The 14,673-nt window shown below is 46.1% G+C and carries 14 protein-coding genes; 6 read left to right on the top strand and 8 right to left on the bottom strand.

The window, feature by feature from the left end; translation table 11 throughout:
* From CLV98_RS03965 to CLV98_RS03955, 3 genes are all read right to left on the bottom strand, one after another.
* Positions 1-495 (bottom strand): histone H1/H5 family protein, HCT subfamily, encoded by a 495-nt coding sequence (locus tag CLV98_RS03965; RefSeq protein ID WP_109672939.1) that lies wholly within the window; start codon positions 493-495, stop codon positions 1-3.
* 129 nt (positions 496-624) lie between these two features.
* Positions 625-1,155 carry an RNA methyltransferase gene (locus tag CLV98_RS03960; protein WP_109672937.1) on the bottom strand — a complete coding sequence of 177 codons (531 nt, stop codon included), beginning with the start codon at positions 1,153-1,155 and terminating at the stop codon, positions 625-627.
* A 175-nt stretch (positions 1,156-1,330) separates the two neighbouring features.
* Positions 1,331-1,951, bottom strand: coding sequence for a response regulator transcription factor (locus CLV98_RS03955; RefSeq protein ID WP_109672935.1), 621 nt, complete (start codon positions 1,949-1,951; stop codon positions 1,331-1,333).
* A 532-nt stretch (positions 1,952-2,483) separates the two neighbouring features.
* Here CLV98_RS03955 and CLV98_RS03950 point away from each other — a divergent pair.
* Both CLV98_RS03950 and CLV98_RS03945 read left to right on the top strand, forming a co-directional pair.
* Positions 2,484-3,284: a GNAT family N-acetyltransferase gene (locus CLV98_RS03950; protein WP_146202227.1), complete on the top strand. Its 801-nt coding sequence runs from the start codon at positions 2,484-2,486 to the stop codon at positions 3,282-3,284.
* 68 nt (positions 3,285-3,352) lie between these two features.
* A complete protein-coding gene (locus CLV98_RS03945; protein WP_109672931.1) occupies positions 3,353-4,231 on the top strand; it encodes an FkbM family methyltransferase in 879 nt (292 codons plus the stop codon).
* A gap of 13 nt (positions 4,232-4,244) precedes the next feature.
* On the opposite strand, the gene CLV98_RS03940 is transcribed toward CLV98_RS03945, so the two are convergent.
* The gene (locus CLV98_RS03940; RefSeq protein ID WP_229203193.1) at positions 4,245-5,768 is read right to left on the bottom strand and encodes a lipopolysaccharide biosynthesis protein; all 1,524 of its coding nucleotides are present in this window, start codon (positions 5,766-5,768) and stop codon (positions 4,245-4,247) included.
* Positions 5,769-5,873: 105 nt separating this feature from the next.
* Entirely contained in the window at positions 5,874-6,980 is a 1,107-nt protein-coding gene (gene wecB, locus CLV98_RS03935; protein WP_109673073.1) for a non-hydrolyzing UDP-N-acetylglucosamine 2-epimerase, read from the bottom strand.
* 205 nt (positions 6,981-7,185) lie between these two features.
* On the opposite strand from wecB, the gene CLV98_RS03930 reads away from it, so the two are divergent.
* A complete protein-coding gene (locus CLV98_RS03930; RefSeq protein ID WP_109672930.1) occupies positions 7,186-8,085 on the top strand; it encodes a glycosyltransferase family protein in 900 nt (299 codons plus the stop codon).
* Between the two features lie 15 nt (positions 8,086-8,100).
* Here CLV98_RS03930 and CLV98_RS03925 read toward each other — a convergent pair whose 3' ends face one another.
* Positions 8,101-9,387 (bottom strand): nucleotide sugar dehydrogenase, encoded by a 1,287-nt coding sequence (locus CLV98_RS03925; protein WP_310588693.1) that lies wholly within the window; start codon positions 9,385-9,387, stop codon positions 8,101-8,103.
* Between the two features lie 152 nt (positions 9,388-9,539).
* Here CLV98_RS03925 and CLV98_RS03920 point away from each other — a divergent pair, with 152 nt between their 5' ends.
* From CLV98_RS03920 to CLV98_RS03910, 3 genes are read left to right on the top strand one after another with little or no spacing between them, the layout of a single operon-like run.
* Positions 9,540-10,361 (top strand): FkbM family methyltransferase, encoded by an 822-nt coding sequence (locus CLV98_RS03920; protein ID WP_109672928.1) that lies wholly within the window; start codon positions 9,540-9,542, stop codon positions 10,359-10,361.
* Entirely contained in the window at positions 10,358-11,593 is a 1,236-nt protein-coding gene (locus CLV98_RS03915) for a glycosyltransferase family 4 protein (RefSeq protein WP_229203192.1), read from the top strand. Before CLV98_RS03920 ends, CLV98_RS03915 begins: the two co-directional genes overlap by 4 nt.
* On the top strand, positions 11,590-12,375 hold the full coding sequence (locus CLV98_RS03910) for a glycosyltransferase family 2 protein (RefSeq protein ID WP_109672926.1): 786 nt from the start codon (positions 11,590-11,592) through the stop codon (positions 12,373-12,375). The genes CLV98_RS03915 and CLV98_RS03910 overlap by 4 nt, the downstream gene beginning before the upstream one ends.
* A gap of 22 nt (positions 12,376-12,397) precedes the next feature.
* Here CLV98_RS03910 and CLV98_RS03905 read toward each other — a convergent pair whose 3' ends face one another.
* Both CLV98_RS03905 and CLV98_RS03900 read right to left on the bottom strand, forming a co-directional pair.
* Positions 12,398-13,708 (bottom strand): DUF4302 domain-containing protein, encoded by a 1,311-nt coding sequence (locus tag CLV98_RS03905; RefSeq protein WP_109672925.1) that lies wholly within the window; start codon positions 13,706-13,708, stop codon positions 12,398-12,400.
* Between the two features lie 23 nt (positions 13,709-13,731).
* A complete protein-coding gene (locus CLV98_RS03900) occupies positions 13,732-14,655 on the bottom strand; it encodes a zinc-binding metallopeptidase (RefSeq protein ID WP_109672923.1) in 924 nt (307 codons plus the stop codon).
* Positions 14,656-14,673: the final 18 nt, after the last annotated feature.

Here is a 14,673-nt window from a genome sequence, read left to right as displayed (position 1 = left end):
TTAGTTACCTGCTTCGTTAGCAGGGCTAGTTTCCGTTTCGGAGGCTAGCTCTGGCTTGGCTGCAGCCGCTTTAGCACGAGGAGTACGGGTACGCGTAGTGGTGTTTTTTTGGGCAGCGGTAGTCCGAGGTGTCCTGGGTGCTCTGGGAGTACGTGGCTTGCGAGTTACCGGTGCTTTAGGAGCTACTGGCGCCTCAACTACCGAACTTTCTTTCACATCCTCTACCGCAGACTTAGGCTTTTCTACTACTTTGGCCTTCTTTTCTACTTTTTTCGCTTTAACGCTTTTACTTTTTTTTTTAGACTTAGCCGGCTTTTTAGCCTTGTCTTTTTTCTTGGCTTCATCCTTTTCAAGTTTGGCTACCTTCTTGGCCAACTTGTCAGCTACCTTTCCAATCGATTTTTTAATTTTTTTGGAATCCGAGGTAACCGCAGCTACCTTATCCGTTATTGAACTCGCTATCGCTTTGGACAACTTTTTTACATTGGCTTTCATAAGCAAAAAATTGGTGTTGGTACTCGAAAATAAGATATCTTCCTATTCTTAATGTTTTTTTGGCAAAAAGTACCAAAAGATACAAATTTCTAACTATAAAACAATCCACCAAATAATATGTATTATCTTTTAGTTAATTTTTTTTGAAACATAACTCCAAAGAATTATACCAGCACTTACGGATACATTCAAGGAATGCTTCGTACCAAATTGAGGGATCTCCAAACATGCATCACAAAGCGCCATGAGCTCATCTCTTACGCCTTCTACCTCATTCCCAAAGATAAATGCGTAACCCACTCCCTCCATAGGCACAAAATCCTCCAAAGATATGCTCCCTTCCGCTTGCTCTATGGCCACCACCTGGTATCCCTTTTCCTTCAGATGCAATACATAGGACTCCAAGGATTCGACCTTCACCCAGGCTACCGAGTTCTCGGCTCCTAGTGCGCTCCGGGTGATCTCCCGATGCGGCGGGTGTGGGGTGTACCCTCCCAAGACCAGCTTCTCGGCCCTGAAGGCATCGGCAGTACGAAAAAAGGAACCTACATTATTCAGGCTCCTGATATTATCGAGCAGGATTTGAAAAGGAAATTTCTCTGACTCGATAAAATCCTCCACACTGAGGCGGTTCATCTCCTCCACCATTAACTTTCTCATAACTTAACTGTAATTAAGGCTACTATTATTCTTAAATCAACTCCCTTCGACCAAAAACAAAATGACCCAAACCGACATCAGGTGCCTGCTAGGGTCATTCTCAATATTGCTTAAACATTTATAAAATCATCCCTGAGCGGAATCTATAAACCTCTTGCTTTATCAAAAAGCGGCGCTATTTAATCTTGGTAATAAGCTCTACGATATTCTTAACACCCAATTTCTCGAAAATACGCGCTTTATAGGTACTTACCGTCGACAGCTGCAGGTTGAGTTTCTCGGCAATTTTTGCCGTGCCCAAGCCCTCCTTGAGCAAATTCATCACGTCGGTCTCCCGGGGCGATAGTGACACTACCGGATCTGGCTGGAACTCCTTAGGGTTAATCAAGCGATTGATGTTAATTTGCTGCATCTCTTCGCTCATGTATTTGCGATTGGCCAATACACTGGTCACGGCAGTCTTAAACTCCTCCTCTGGTGCATCTTTGGACAAATAGCCATCGGCTCCTGCCTGCAGGTAAAGCAATCCATACAGCTGCTCATCATATCCCGAGAACATTAAGATTTTAATATCCGGAGCCTTTGCCCGAATCGTTTCGACCATTTTCGTATTATTCCCTCCAGGAATGTTGATGTCGAGGATCAGTAGATCGTAGGACCTTTCATTCATGGCTGTAATAATTCCATCGAAATCATCAACGCCCGTAATTTCCGCGTCTGGTAATAAAGATTGTAATAAATGCTTGGTGCCGATGCGAACAACCGCATGATCCTCGGCAATTATAATGTGTTTCATGAAAAACTTTTTGGTCCAAAACTAGAAAAACGGCAAACCTTCAAGCCAGATTAATACAACAAAAATGATATAAAAATCTTGCAAACCTCAACAAATTAAAGAAATACTCCCAATAAGCCACAATAAAATGATACCTTTTAGGAATACTCTTTAGAATATTAACAAAGATAACGATGAAATTAGAAAAGCTTATGGCTAACCCTAGTATATTCTACTCAGTTGAATAAAAGTCATGGAACAAGTTCGACGTATTTATTTGATACACCTTTCAAATAAGATACCCTTATCGCATTGGCACTAAATCATTGATACTCAAATAAGCACCTTATTTATGATCAAAGCGTCACTTACCACCTGCCAAAAAAGTAACCAATGGGAAGTATTTCTCATGGAAGGGGAAACTTGCGAACCCACTTTAGTCGACTTTGAACCCCTATTTTACTACAATTTAGGCCTTATTAGATTAATACACAAAAACCGTTTCGTTTCATTTTTACTTTACAGTAATAAAAGTAAGAAAATTATTGGACAAATGATTCTCACTAGTAAGAAACCGAGGCAATGGATATCGGTAGCCTCCTTGCCGTTCGGCTCCGTCAATGGCCCCGTCAACTGTCCGGCCCCCGCCTTAGACTTTTTACTAACCACCATTGAAACCTGGCTACAGTCCAATGCTCAACAAAGTTTACTAATCAAGACCCCAAGTCCTATCTATGCAACGCCAAGTGCCATGGATTTGATATTAAAAAAGCGAAGATATACCCTCTACGAACGTAAAATAAATTTACATATTCAGTTGGACCACCGACCCTTTGTGGATCGCATAAGCATTATGGAAAAGAGGAGGCTCCTAAAAGCTCGAAAGGCCGAGATTTCCAGTAGGCCGCTAGAACCCCGTCCCACCCCAGCCGACACCTACGACTGGCTCGAAGTCCATCGACAAATGAGAGGCTATACCCTTTCAATAAACAAAAAGGAATTCTGTGAAATGCTTCTACTTTTCCCTGAGCATTATATCCTCTTTGGCACCGAACTCCACGGAAAGCTCCTGGCCTTGGCCGTGGCGGTAAGGGTTAGCCCGTCGGTATTATTTACCTTCCTATTGGCCGACGACCCTGCCTATCGCCACTTCAGCCCACAAATCCTCCTTTATGAGGCGGCTTATTCCTACTGCCAAAATATGGGAATCCCGTATTTGGACTTCGGCCTATCGTTGGATAGTACCGGTGCCTACAAGCCTAGTTTGGCCCTCTTTAAGAGACGTATCGGCGGGGTGGAAACCTTTAAGAATGATTGGTTCAAAGCGTTTGATTCAACCAGCGAAGTCATCTAAGTTTCTTGGTCAAGTTTATATGAAAATAAAAAAAGATATTACCTTGTACCAAAAAGTCCTGACCAAGAATGAAACTAAGTACGCTAAAAACAATATTAAGCCATCCACTCAATAAGAATAAGGCCATACCCGCCCTATTTACTTTCTTTAAAAGAGGGGTTGCCATACGCCTGCACGACTACCCCATGGTATATCCTTTTATTGAAAACACCTATCTGGTGGTGGAAAAAGGCATGTCTAGTGCGGAGTTGCAGATCTATACAGGATTATATGATACCGAGGAGATGCTTTTTTTGATGCATCTATTACGACCCAACGACACCTTTGCCGACGTGGGAGCCAATGTAGGCGTCTATTCGGTACTTGCGGCGGGAGTATGCGGCGCACATACCATTGCATTCGAGCCTATCCCTTCCACTTTCCGGCGGCTAGAACGGAACATTACCTTTAATCAGCTTCAAAAGAACGCTACCCTGCATAATCTAGGGGTAGGCGACAAAGAGGGTACTTTGACTTTTACCGATAGCCTAGACGCCATTAACCATGTGTGGAAAGAAGGAGAAACGGGCACACCTACTCGCAGCGTACCCGTCACTACTTTGGATATGACACTACCCGATACGGTCCTGGCGGCTAAAATCGACGTAGAGGGCTATGAAGCCAATGTGATCAATGGGGCCCAAAAGACCATTGCCAACCATCAGTTGAAAGCCATTATTATCGAGACCAATGGACTTAGTGAGCAGTACGAATTTGGCCAAAATTATATCCACAACCAATTGATAGCCGTAGGATTTCGCCCTTATAATTATAGCCCATCTACCCGTAGCTTGAAGGCTATTGACACGCCTAATCCATCCAATACCATTTATTTGCGCGACATCCCGTTTATAGAACAACGATTACAAACAGCGACCAAAATAAAAGTAAAAGACCTGGAATTTTAAAAGGCAGCGGTAGCTACTTCCTGCCTCCAAACACCTTGGCTTTCCCTACCCTGACTAGCTCATTAATTTCCTCGGAAATACGCAACCAAATGGTAAGGCTAGCAAAAATCAGGACTAGCAATGCCGACTTCATCACGATAGACAGGAGGGTATTGACCACATTCTTTTCATAATGGGGAGCTAGCCATGTCAGACCGTACAAGGCCATTAATACGACCATCACCTGGAGGGTTTTGTAGGAAAAGGGCAGCACTCGAAACTTTAGCCATACGAAGGTCATCCGGGTGACGGAATATACGAGGGTAGTCAAAGCTGTGGCGATAGCGGCTCCCGTAAAACCGTATAGTGGAATAAGCCATAGATTGAGGCTAAAGCCCAACACAGCCGCCGCCAAGATAAACAGCGTAGCAAAACGGAAGTATTTGGAATATAAGATAATCTCAGTATTGAGGCCCGTGCCGATATCAAAAACCTTGACCAGGGCTATAAATAAGACTACGTACTTCCCTTCCCCATAGGTATCTCCTTTGGGAATAAGAAAGAAAATTTCATCGATACAGCTCCATATCAGAAGGAAGAACAAACCACCTGCGATCAGCTGATTGAGTGCCGACTTGCGGTTCATCGTCCTTACTTGCTGCAGGTCCCCCCTTAACAGGGCGTCGGACAGTAAGGGGATCGATATTTGTGCGATAGCTTTCCGTGGAATTTCGATCACCCCAGCCATATAGGTGGCAATGATAAAGATCCCCGTACTTATCAGCCCCCTCTCACCGGCCAGCATCGAGCGATCAATGAATAGCATCATGTTCACTCCGAGCCCGCCCAGCAGGGTAAAACTCCCATAGCCTAATATCTGCTTGATGAGCTTGCCATTCAGAATCGTCCGATTGGGAAACCGCCAGTACCATTTGCCCAAATGTTTGAGATAAATACATAAAAAGATTACGGCCACTCCATAGGAAGCCACCATCAGATACATGAGGGTATCGAAACTTAACCATCCCAATCCGAATATTAGGATTAGAAGCATATTGGCTAGCCGCAGGTATACCTCCCTAATGAAGCCCGGAACTGCAATGCGCGCATTATTACGACAATAAGACTCCAGCACCGATATGTAAATCCAGAAAATAGTAATTGGAATTACCAACACATGGTATTTCAGGATCATAGGCGAGCGTTCTGCATAGTAGCCCTGTATGGCGTCGGAACAGGCCAGATATATTCCTGCAAATAGGATAGAACCTATAAAAGGAAGGAAGAGTAAGAACGGTAAAATGCCATGGTGCTCCTCTTCATCATTGCGAAAAAGACCAAAAAATTTATCGGCTATAAAAGGAGTCCCTAGATGGGCAAAGGCCGAAAATACCAAGCTGTTTTCGAAAAGCAATCGCGACAAGGCCAACTGTTCGACAGACAGGTATTTCGTAGAAATATACATTTGATTGATGATCCCTACTCCTACCCCAATATAGGATCCAAGTCCCGCTTTTAAACTCTGACGAACGACTATACCCACAACAACGATGAACAAACTGGCCTAAAACCAATGAATATAAGTTTACTTTCTATCATTTTTTATTCTCAAAAACACCTGGTAGCTGTATGATAAGGCCAGCGTGACGCATCCTTACTCCTACTAGCTGGGCTTTCTATAAGTTTCCAATACTACAGCGGCAATCCTCCCCGCCGCATGCCCATCCCATAACGGAGGGATACTCCCCTTTTTGGCATTCCCCGCAACGATTTCGTCGACTAGCCCCAGTACCGTCTGGGGAGACAGGTCCGATGCCAAATAATTGGTCCCCAAGGCCACGGTAACGGGCCTTTCGGTCGACGAGCGATAAGTAATGCAAGGAATTTGCAAAAAAGTGGTTTCTTCTTGAATGCCACCCGAATCGGTGATAACCAATCGTGCATCCAACATCAGGCTTAAGAACTCCAAATACCCCTGTGGCTCTACGAGCACCACTCCTTCCATGGCCGTTAGCCGCAGGAGAAGTCCCAAGCGCTGCAAACTGAGGCGCGTCCGGGGGTGCATAGAAAAGATGACCTTTTGCCTTTCAGCAATGGATGCTAGCATCGTTAACACACCCTTCAGCCCTACTTCACTATCCACATTGTCGGGCCGGTGCATGGTAACTAGCACATACTCCCCCGATTTTAATCCAAATTGCTTCCCAACATGAAGCTCTTGAGCCTTCTGGCGATAGCGTACCAGCGAGTCGATCATCACATTCCCTACGAAATGGATCTTCTCCTTGCTTATCCCTTCGCGGAGTAAGTTCTCGGTTGCAGAAGACTCGGTAGTAAAAAATAAATTGGAGACACTATCGATCAGAATACGGTTAATTTCCTCCGGCATCGTCCGATCTCCACTCCTCAGGCCTGCCTCTACATGCACCAAAGGAACCTGCTCTTTGGCCGCCACCAAGGCGCAAGCGACGGTAGAATTTACATCCCCCACCACCAATACTACATCGGGCTTCTCGTCCAATAATACACTTTCGAAAGCCATCATCATTTGGGCCGTTTGCACCGAGTGCGACCCCCCGTTGATACCCAAATAATAATCGGGCTGTGGCAACTCTAATTGTTCAAAAAAAACTTCAGACATTTTAGCATCGAAATGCTGCCCCGTATGCACAATTTTGGATTCGACATCCTTATTATGTAAGAAAGCCCTATGGAGCGCACCCACCTTAATAAAATTAGGGCGAACGCCAACAACATTTATGATTTTCAAGTGTGCCATAGTTTTATAACAAACAAAGATATACATAAACTAAAAATCTATCCTAAGACCTTCATCTTACTTTTGACAAACATCTATCAGCCCCCATGCCTATCTTCGCTACCTTCTTATAGAATACCTAGTGATTAGGGGCTATTTTTCGGATTAATTCATTTTACTTTGCAATCACCGTTCTTTATGCCCTGCATCCCAGACCATGAAACAACCGCTTGCCCCTATCATTTTATTCTGCTACAACCGTCCATGGCATCTGCAGCAAACCATCACTTCCCTATTGCAATGCGACTGGGCGGCGGAATCGAGCCTGACCATTTACTCGGACGGGCCGAAAACTGCCGCTGATAGGCACTTGGTAACCCAAGTTAGGGATTATTTAAAGGAGGTAAAAGGTTTTGGAAGCATACATATTATAGCATCAGAACAAAACAAGGGACTCGCCTATTCGGTAATTCAGGGGGTTAGTGAAGGACTGTTAGCTCATGGCAAAATCATCGTTTTGGAGGACGATATGATCTGTGCCAAAGACTTCCTTGTATTTATGAACCAAGCCTTGGAGACCTTTAAAACCAGGGCGGAAGTGTTTTCGGTGACTGGCTACGCCCCTCCTGTCGCTATTCCCGATGGCTATCCCTTCGACTTATACATGGCCCCAAGGGCTAGTTCCTGGGGATGGGGCACTTGGAACGACCGCTGGCAGAAAGCCGATTGGCAAGTAAAAGACTTTGAGGACTCCAAATTACGTAAAGAGTTGAAACGAAAAATGGTGCAGGGTGGCGACGACCTATGGCCCATGTTGGTTAAGCAACAAAAGGGGCTTATCGATTCCTGGGCGGTACGCTGGACTTGGACCCAAGCCAAGCACCATGCCTATGGGGTATATCCGGTCCGATCCAAAATTAAAAACATCGGTACCGATGGAAGTGGCACCAATTTTAAAACCACTAACCACTATTTTGACAATACGCTAAGTGCCTCTCCCCTTCAGATCAACGGCGACATTGAGCCGACCCCAAGCGTACTTGAGGCCTTTAGAGCCTATTATAAGCTTCCCCTATTGTTAAAAATCAAGAACCTGATTCGTTATAAAATTTTCTAAGCACGCTGGCAGATTTTATAGCCTGGAGTCGACGCCGTCTGGCGGAAGTACCGATTTCAGATCGAAGATTACCGAATTGGCTTGGGTTAGCGATACGAGGCTTAAGCTTTGAAAGGCCTTGTGCGCCACCGCCAATACCACCGCTTCATAGGGGCCTACGGGGCTTGCTGCCAATTCTAGGCCATACTCCTTTTTCACCAGTGAAGGGCTAGCCCAGGGGTCGTAAATATGTACTTGCATCCCAAAGTCCGTCAACTCATTATAAACGTCGACTACCCTTGTGTTGCGGATATCGGGACAATCCTCCTTAAAGGTCACCCCCAAAATCAAGACCCTGCTCCCTTCTATTTTATGCCCCTTTTTGATCATCAACTTCACCAGCTTGTTGGCCACAAAGACCCCCATCGTGTCATTAACTCTCCTACCCGACAGTATTACCTGTGGGTAATACCCCAAGGATTCGGCCTTATAAGCCAAGTAATAGGGGTCTACTCCTACGCAATGCCCACCTACCAAGCCAGGCTTATATTTCAAAAAATTCCACTTAGTACCTGCCGCTTCTAGCACTTCAGTGGTATCGATTCCCATCCGGTCGAAGATCAATGCTAGCTCATTAACAAAGGATATATTAACATCCCTTTGGGCATTCTCTATGGCCTTGGAAGCCTCGGCTACCTTTATACTGGAGGTCAAATGCGTACCAGCAGTAATGATACTTTTATATAGCTGATCCACAAACTGGGCTATATCGGGGGTGGAACCAGAAGTAACCTTTTGTATCTTTTTAAGGGTATTGATTTTGTCACCAGGATTAATACGTTCTGGAGAATAGCCGCAATAGAAATCCTGATTGAAGCGCAAGCCACTCTCCCTTTCCAAAACAGGCACACAGTCTTCCTCGGTACACCCCGGGTACACCGTCGACTCATAAATCACCACATCGGCGGGCTTTAATACCCGCCCGACCGTTGCGCTAGCCGCCAATAAAGGCCCAAGATCGGGTTTTTTGTAATTGTCTATCGGCGTTGGAACCGTTACAATATAAACAGTGGCATCCTTCAGGTCGGCGATTCTATCCGTAAAACATAAGTTTTGCGCCGCTTCCAATTCCTGTGACGACACCTCCAGGGTGCGGTCGTATCGGCTGCACAGCTCCTGAACGCGCTGGGAGCTAATATCGAAACCAACCACTGAATAGTGCTCACTAAAAGCCACAGCGAGGGGTAGGCCTACATATCCTAGGCCAATGATGGCTATTTTAACGGTGGTATGCTCCGACATCGATTCTTTTTTTTGGGCCATAAAGCTATGCATATTAATCATGCTTGTCAAAATTACCACCGACTATGCCTCGCGCCGGAAGGCTTTTTCTTTTATTTAAACCCTAGGAATTCCAAAAACACGGCAATAGTAATACCTTTGAAGCTGTATATTCACCTTCATGGAAACAGACTATGTACTGGCTGCGTTATTTGCTTAAAGAACCCTTTCATACCCTCAAAACTGCCGAATACCGGCAATTCTTACGACTATGTTTCCTATATGGCGATAAGCAGCGCTTCAAACCAACTGAAGTTCAGTTTGGCGATACGGCCCTTAGCGTTCCCGACAGCATGTCGTTCTTATGGCAGTATAAGGAAATATTCGCTGACCAGAGCTACCAATTCAACTCCGAGAATAGTAGGCCTGTCATCGTGGACTGTGGGGCCAATATTGGCATGAGCCTATTGTATTATAAACAGCAATTCCCAGGGGCAAACATTACCGCCTTCGAGGCCTCACCGAGCATTGCCAAGCTCCTCCGAAAAAATTTGGAGCGTAACCATATTACCGATATCAACCTGATTGAAAAGGCGGTGTGGACCGACGACCAGGGCATATGGTTTGCCAATGAAGCGGCCGACTCCTCTTCTATGTTTTTGGGGGGCGACAAGGTGCTCGTGCCCTCTATTCGCCTGGCCGACTTCCTGGCTACTCAGAGTAGGGTAGACTTCCTAAAGATGGACATTGAAGGGGCCGAAACGGAGGTACTTAAAGATTGCAGGTATGAACTCCATAAGGTCGAAAATATTTTTGTAGAGTTCCATTCCTATATCGGCCAGCACCAATCCCTGGCCAGCGTCATTCAGGTATTGGAAGAAAATGGATTTCGATACCACGTCGATACCGAACAGCACCGACCGAGCCCGTTGATCAACCACCGCTATCGAAATAACGACGTAATGGATTTACAATTGAATATTTTTGGCTATAGACCTAAACCAAAACAAGGGTGATCAATATCGTTCATATCAGTACTTTTCACAGAGAAGGCGGGGCCGCTATTGCCGCTTTAAGACTCAACGAGGCCTTGCGCCAGTCGGGCGCCAATTCGTGTATGCTGGTACATAGAGCTAACTTTACCGAAGAGGGTGTATGCCCAGTCGCCGAGTCGCCCTGGCAAAAAAAACTAAGCTGGTTGCCTTTTATTGGCGAACGGCTATATTTTTTGCCTCACGAAAAAGACCCTTCCGAACGCTATGCCTTCTCTCCAGCCCAGTACGGCGAAGCCCTTAGCCAGCATCCACTCATTGAGAGAGCCGATGTCATCCATTTGCATTGGTTCAATTTTGGACTTTTAGGCCTAAATGGCCTCGAAAAACTACTTTCCTTAGGCAAACCAATCGTATGGACCCTCCATGATATGTGGGCATTAACGGGCGGCTGCCATTATAGCCGGGGTTGTAGCCTATTTCAGACCCACTGTCAGGAATGCCCCTATTTGGCCAAGCCTGGCCCCTATGATCTTTCCTTCGAGCAATTTGAAAAGAAACGGTCCATATACCCCAAGGGGAAGTTAAGCTTTATCGCTCCCAGCCAATGGCTGACAGAATTGGCCAGCCAAGCTCCTTTAGGAATAGGCATGGCGACCCACAGAATCCCCAACTGTATCGACACAAGCGTATTTAGTCCCAATAATAAAGTGGAGGCAAAAATGGCCCTAGGACTCCCCTCCGACCAAAAGTTGCTGTTGTTTTCAGGTGCTAACACCTCCGACCCCAGAAAAGGCTTCGTGTACTTACAAGAAGCGCTTCAACTCAATCCGGATCCGGATATAGCGGTACTCATTTTTGGAAAAGGTGATCCCACATTATTTCAAAAGATGGGCGTAAAGGTGCATTACTTGGGCCAAATCACGGAGGTGTCGACCATGGTACAAGCCTATAATGCTGCCGACCTCATTGTGGTGCCCTCTCTGGAGGACAATCTACCCAATACGATTATGGAAGCCATGGCCTGTGGCACACCGGCCGTCGGGTTCAATACCGGAGGGATAGCCGACCTGATCGACCACCAGCAGAATGGATTCGTGGCGGAATACAAATCCGCAACATCCCTCGCAGCGGGTATCCGGGCCGTGCTTAAAGCCCCTCAAATGGGCTCTTTAGCCAGAGAAAAAGTAATGCGAGAATATACCCAAGAAGTGATTGCCCGGAAACACCTCGACCTTTATCAAAGCTTATTATGAAGGAACCCTCAACGCCCAAACTGACTATAATTACGATCACTTTCCAGGCCGAAAAATATCTGGAAAGAACCCTCCAAAGTGTAGAAAAGGCTTGGCATAAACTCGAAAACAAATCAGACTTAGAATATATATTGGTAGACGGGGCATCGACGGACCATACCTTGGCCATTGCCAGTCGTTATGCACACCTGCTTAGTCGCGTCTATTCCGAACCCGACGAAGGCTTGTACGATGCCATGAACAAGGGGCAGCAGTGGGCCAGGGGCACATATATATGGTTCCTCAATGCCGGTGACAGCCTTTTCGACAGCCATACGCTGTCACAGGTGTGGCAGGCTATGAAAACCGAGCCGGACATACTCTATGGCGATGCGATGTTGGTCCGGGACGATGGCCGTGAGATAGGCCTTAGAAGCGCATACACCCCACATAAGCTCCCCACCAACCTCAGCTGGAGGCATTTTGCTACGGGTATGAAGGTATGCCATCAGTCCTTTATCACGAAAAAAAAACTGGCTAGCCCTTACCTGGTTCACAACCTGAGTGCGGATATCGACTGGGAAATCAATTGTCTCAAAAAAGCAAATAACATAGAGTACCTTCCTGTAGCCCTATGCCGTTATCTGGTAGGAGGATTGTCGGTACAGAACCATCGGAAGTCTCTAATCGATCGATTTATAGTACTTCGTCATCATTTTGGTCTCATTCCAACCCTCTTCAACCACTTATTCATACTGGTTAGGGCCTTTCTATTCACACAAAAAAATGGAAAGTACTGGTAAGTGTCACCCTGAAAAGTCGCATTTACTTTTCCCAATGAATCCATCCCTTCGCGTCATCGGCACTTACCATGTCGTAGGTGGTATCGCTCAGCTGGATCAGATAAAACCCACTTGAACCGTACAGGTAATCCCGTATCGCTAAGGCCGGGCCACTGGTAGGGTATGTGCCCAACGTACCCAGTCCGGAGAATAACACCCTGCCATCGTTGGTAAAGGTAGGTGTACCGGGAGCATCCAGATAGTACAGGGCTAAGGCGTTATCATTGACGAATACCGGCCCAAAACCGTCGTAATTGGGGCCATATCCTGGCCAATAAAGATAGAAATAATAATAGGCGGTACCATTTGTCAATGAATTGACATTAAAGGCATCGTCGACCCCGTTAAGGTGAAAACCTGTTTCAGACACCCAGTAGGTATCTTCCGCAAGGGCAGCATTGTACCATCTTTTGGGGGCGTCCACGTCTACCTTCAAAGGCTTGGCGGCTTCTTTAACTACCAAACTGGTACCAGCGGCCGTGAAACCCAGGCTTAACTTGGTCTCGTCCCAGGTAATATTCGAAAACCCATTCACGGTGACCGACCCATTTACAAAGGGAGTAATGAATGAAACACCCGTCGAACTGTAGTAGTAGGCCGTTGTAAATGAACTTACGGTGCTCCCCTCCAACCAGGTAAGGGTAATGGTCCGAGCGATCTGATTCACCGCTATTTCATACTCCTTGCCCTCTAAGGTAATGCGTTTGAAATAGGTCAGGTATTTACCAATATTGCTAAAAACAAAACTCTTGGCCAAGTCACCACGGTCATAGGCCACAGCTTCTTCCTGGGTAGCCTTGATGAGCACCAGCCGGGTTTGATTCTTCGTCCCTATCAAAGTCAGTTCATCCGGATTGTCGGGATTGGGTTGAAAAGAAAACTCATAGTCGGACTTGAGCCCATCGCCATTCTCGCCACCATTGACACTCCCCGACGGATCCGCTAGCACATGAAGGTAGGAGTAAGTATCAAATATCAAAGAGGGGGTCTGCATGGCTTTGAGCCTGTAGCTACTTTCCTTAGGGGTAGCAGCCGACTCCAGGCCAAAATCAGAGTACATCGTCACCCGGTTATTGTCTCCGAATTCAAAATAAAAACTATACACCCCACCGGCTCCAGGATAGATCACCCCTTTCCAGCCATATGGAGCGCCTGAAAGCTGACTTTGATAATCGGCCAGGGTAGCATTAAGTCGCTCGTCGGCCGTTTGCTCAAATACCGAATCCTCCTTTTCGCAGCTCATTAGCCCGGCCAGCAAGCACAGGAGAAAAATGGGGTTATAATAATTTTTCATATCTTTTTATTAAAAGGAATATCTTATAATAATGGCTGAAGGGCGGCCCGGGAGCGAGCCTGTAGTTCATAAAAATCTATCCCCCAAGCCGTCTTAAAGTAGCTAACCACCAATGCCTCTTTCCTGCGAAGCTTGGCAACGGCATCGGCCTTAGAGGTACCATTCGCACTGACGCCTTCGGGAATGGCATTCAAAATGGCTTCCCAGCCAGCCTTCCCTTCGATGAGCATAATGGACACCGTTTCTACAAAATCATCGTCGAAGCCCGAACTGGCATAGGCGGTAATAAAACCGTCCTGCCGCGCCTCGGTATTGCTTACATTGATCCAGTTTTCGCCTTGAAAGAGCCCTGCCGTTACCGTTTTGAACTCTACCGGGTACAGGATGTTCTGATGAAGGATATGGGCAAATTCATGTTGCAGGGTATGAACAAATTCCTTAACCACTGCCGAATCCCGTGCTGGCACATATCCAGCTTCCTGCTTGGTAATAAAATTATTGACATCGAAAACCACAATTTTACGCCCCCCTTCGGCTTGCCCAAGCACCACGGCGCCATTGGAGAGGTATTGGACACTCCCTGAGAGTACAAAAAATTTGGGAGAATATTTATTAAAAAACACCAAACCTACTTGGTCTATATAAGGTTTGATCCAAGCGCTCCGAACCACTTTGGCCAAAGGAATAATTTTTTGCTCGTCGGGAGGAACCAACGTCTTCGACACATCATTGAACTCGAACTGGTCCCATCGATACTTAAAGGCAATATTGTAAGGAACTGTAATGCTATCCATCAGCCAGTTATCGATAGCTGTCGGCACCACCACGTCGCCTCCCAAGCCCGAAATAGCCTCTACGTCGCCAAGGGGCTCCTCCTTACAGGAAGCGAATCCCCATACCAGGAGAGGAATAAATAAAACAAAGGTGTATCTTGATATGAATCTCATAATTATTGAAATTAATCC

Origin of the sequence: Dyadobacter jejuensis (genome assembly GCF_003149085.1) — a bacterium.
GTDB classification, from domain to species: Bacteria; Bacteroidota; Bacteroidia; order Cytophagales; family Spirosomataceae; genus Dyadobacter; species Dyadobacter jejuensis.
The sequence above is the reverse complement of the archived record's forward strand: the minus strand, read 5'-3'. Positions and strand labels throughout refer to the sequence as shown.

What these genes read in the sequence shown, in the direction of transcription:
- CLV98_RS03900 (WP_109672923.1), bottom strand. Translation starts at nt 14,655, where the DNA reads ATGAGATTCATATCAAGATACACCTTTGTTTTATTTATTCCTCTCCTG.
- CLV98_RS03910 (WP_109672926.1), top strand. Translation starts at nt 11,590, where the DNA reads ATGAAGGAACCCTCAACGCCCAAACTGACTATAATTACGATCACTTTC.
- CLV98_RS03925 (WP_310588693.1), bottom strand. Translation starts at nt 9,387, where the DNA reads ATGGCCCAAAAAAAAGAATCGATGTCGGAGCATACCACCGTTAAAATA.
- CLV98_RS03945 (WP_109672931.1), top strand. Translation starts at nt 3,353, where the DNA reads ATGAAACTAAGTACGCTAAAAACAATATTAAGCCATCCACTCAATAAG.
- CLV98_RS03920 (WP_109672928.1), top strand. Translation starts at nt 9,540, where the DNA reads ATGTACTGGCTGCGTTATTTGCTTAAAGAACCCTTTCATACCCTCAAA.
- CLV98_RS03965 (WP_109672939.1), bottom strand. Translation starts at nt 495, where the DNA reads ATGAAAGCCAATGTAAAAAAGTTGTCCAAAGCGATAGCGAGTTCAATA.
- CLV98_RS03950 (WP_146202227.1), top strand. Translation starts at nt 2,484, where the DNA reads ATGATTCTCACTAGTAAGAAACCGAGGCAATGGATATCGGTAGCCTCC.
- CLV98_RS03930 (WP_109672930.1), top strand. Translation starts at nt 7,186, where the DNA reads ATGAAACAACCGCTTGCCCCTATCATTTTATTCTGCTACAACCGTCCA.
- CLV98_RS03905 (WP_109672925.1), bottom strand. Translation starts at nt 13,708, where the DNA reads ATGAAAAATTATTATAACCCCATTTTTCTCCTGTGCTTGCTGGCCGGG.
- CLV98_RS03960 (WP_109672937.1), bottom strand. Translation starts at nt 1,155, where the DNA reads ATGAGAAAGTTAATGGTGGAGGAGATGAACCGCCTCAGTGTGGAGGAT.
- CLV98_RS03955 (WP_109672935.1), bottom strand. Translation starts at nt 1,951, where the DNA reads ATGAAACACATTATAATTGCCGAGGATCATGCGGTTGTTCGCATCGGC.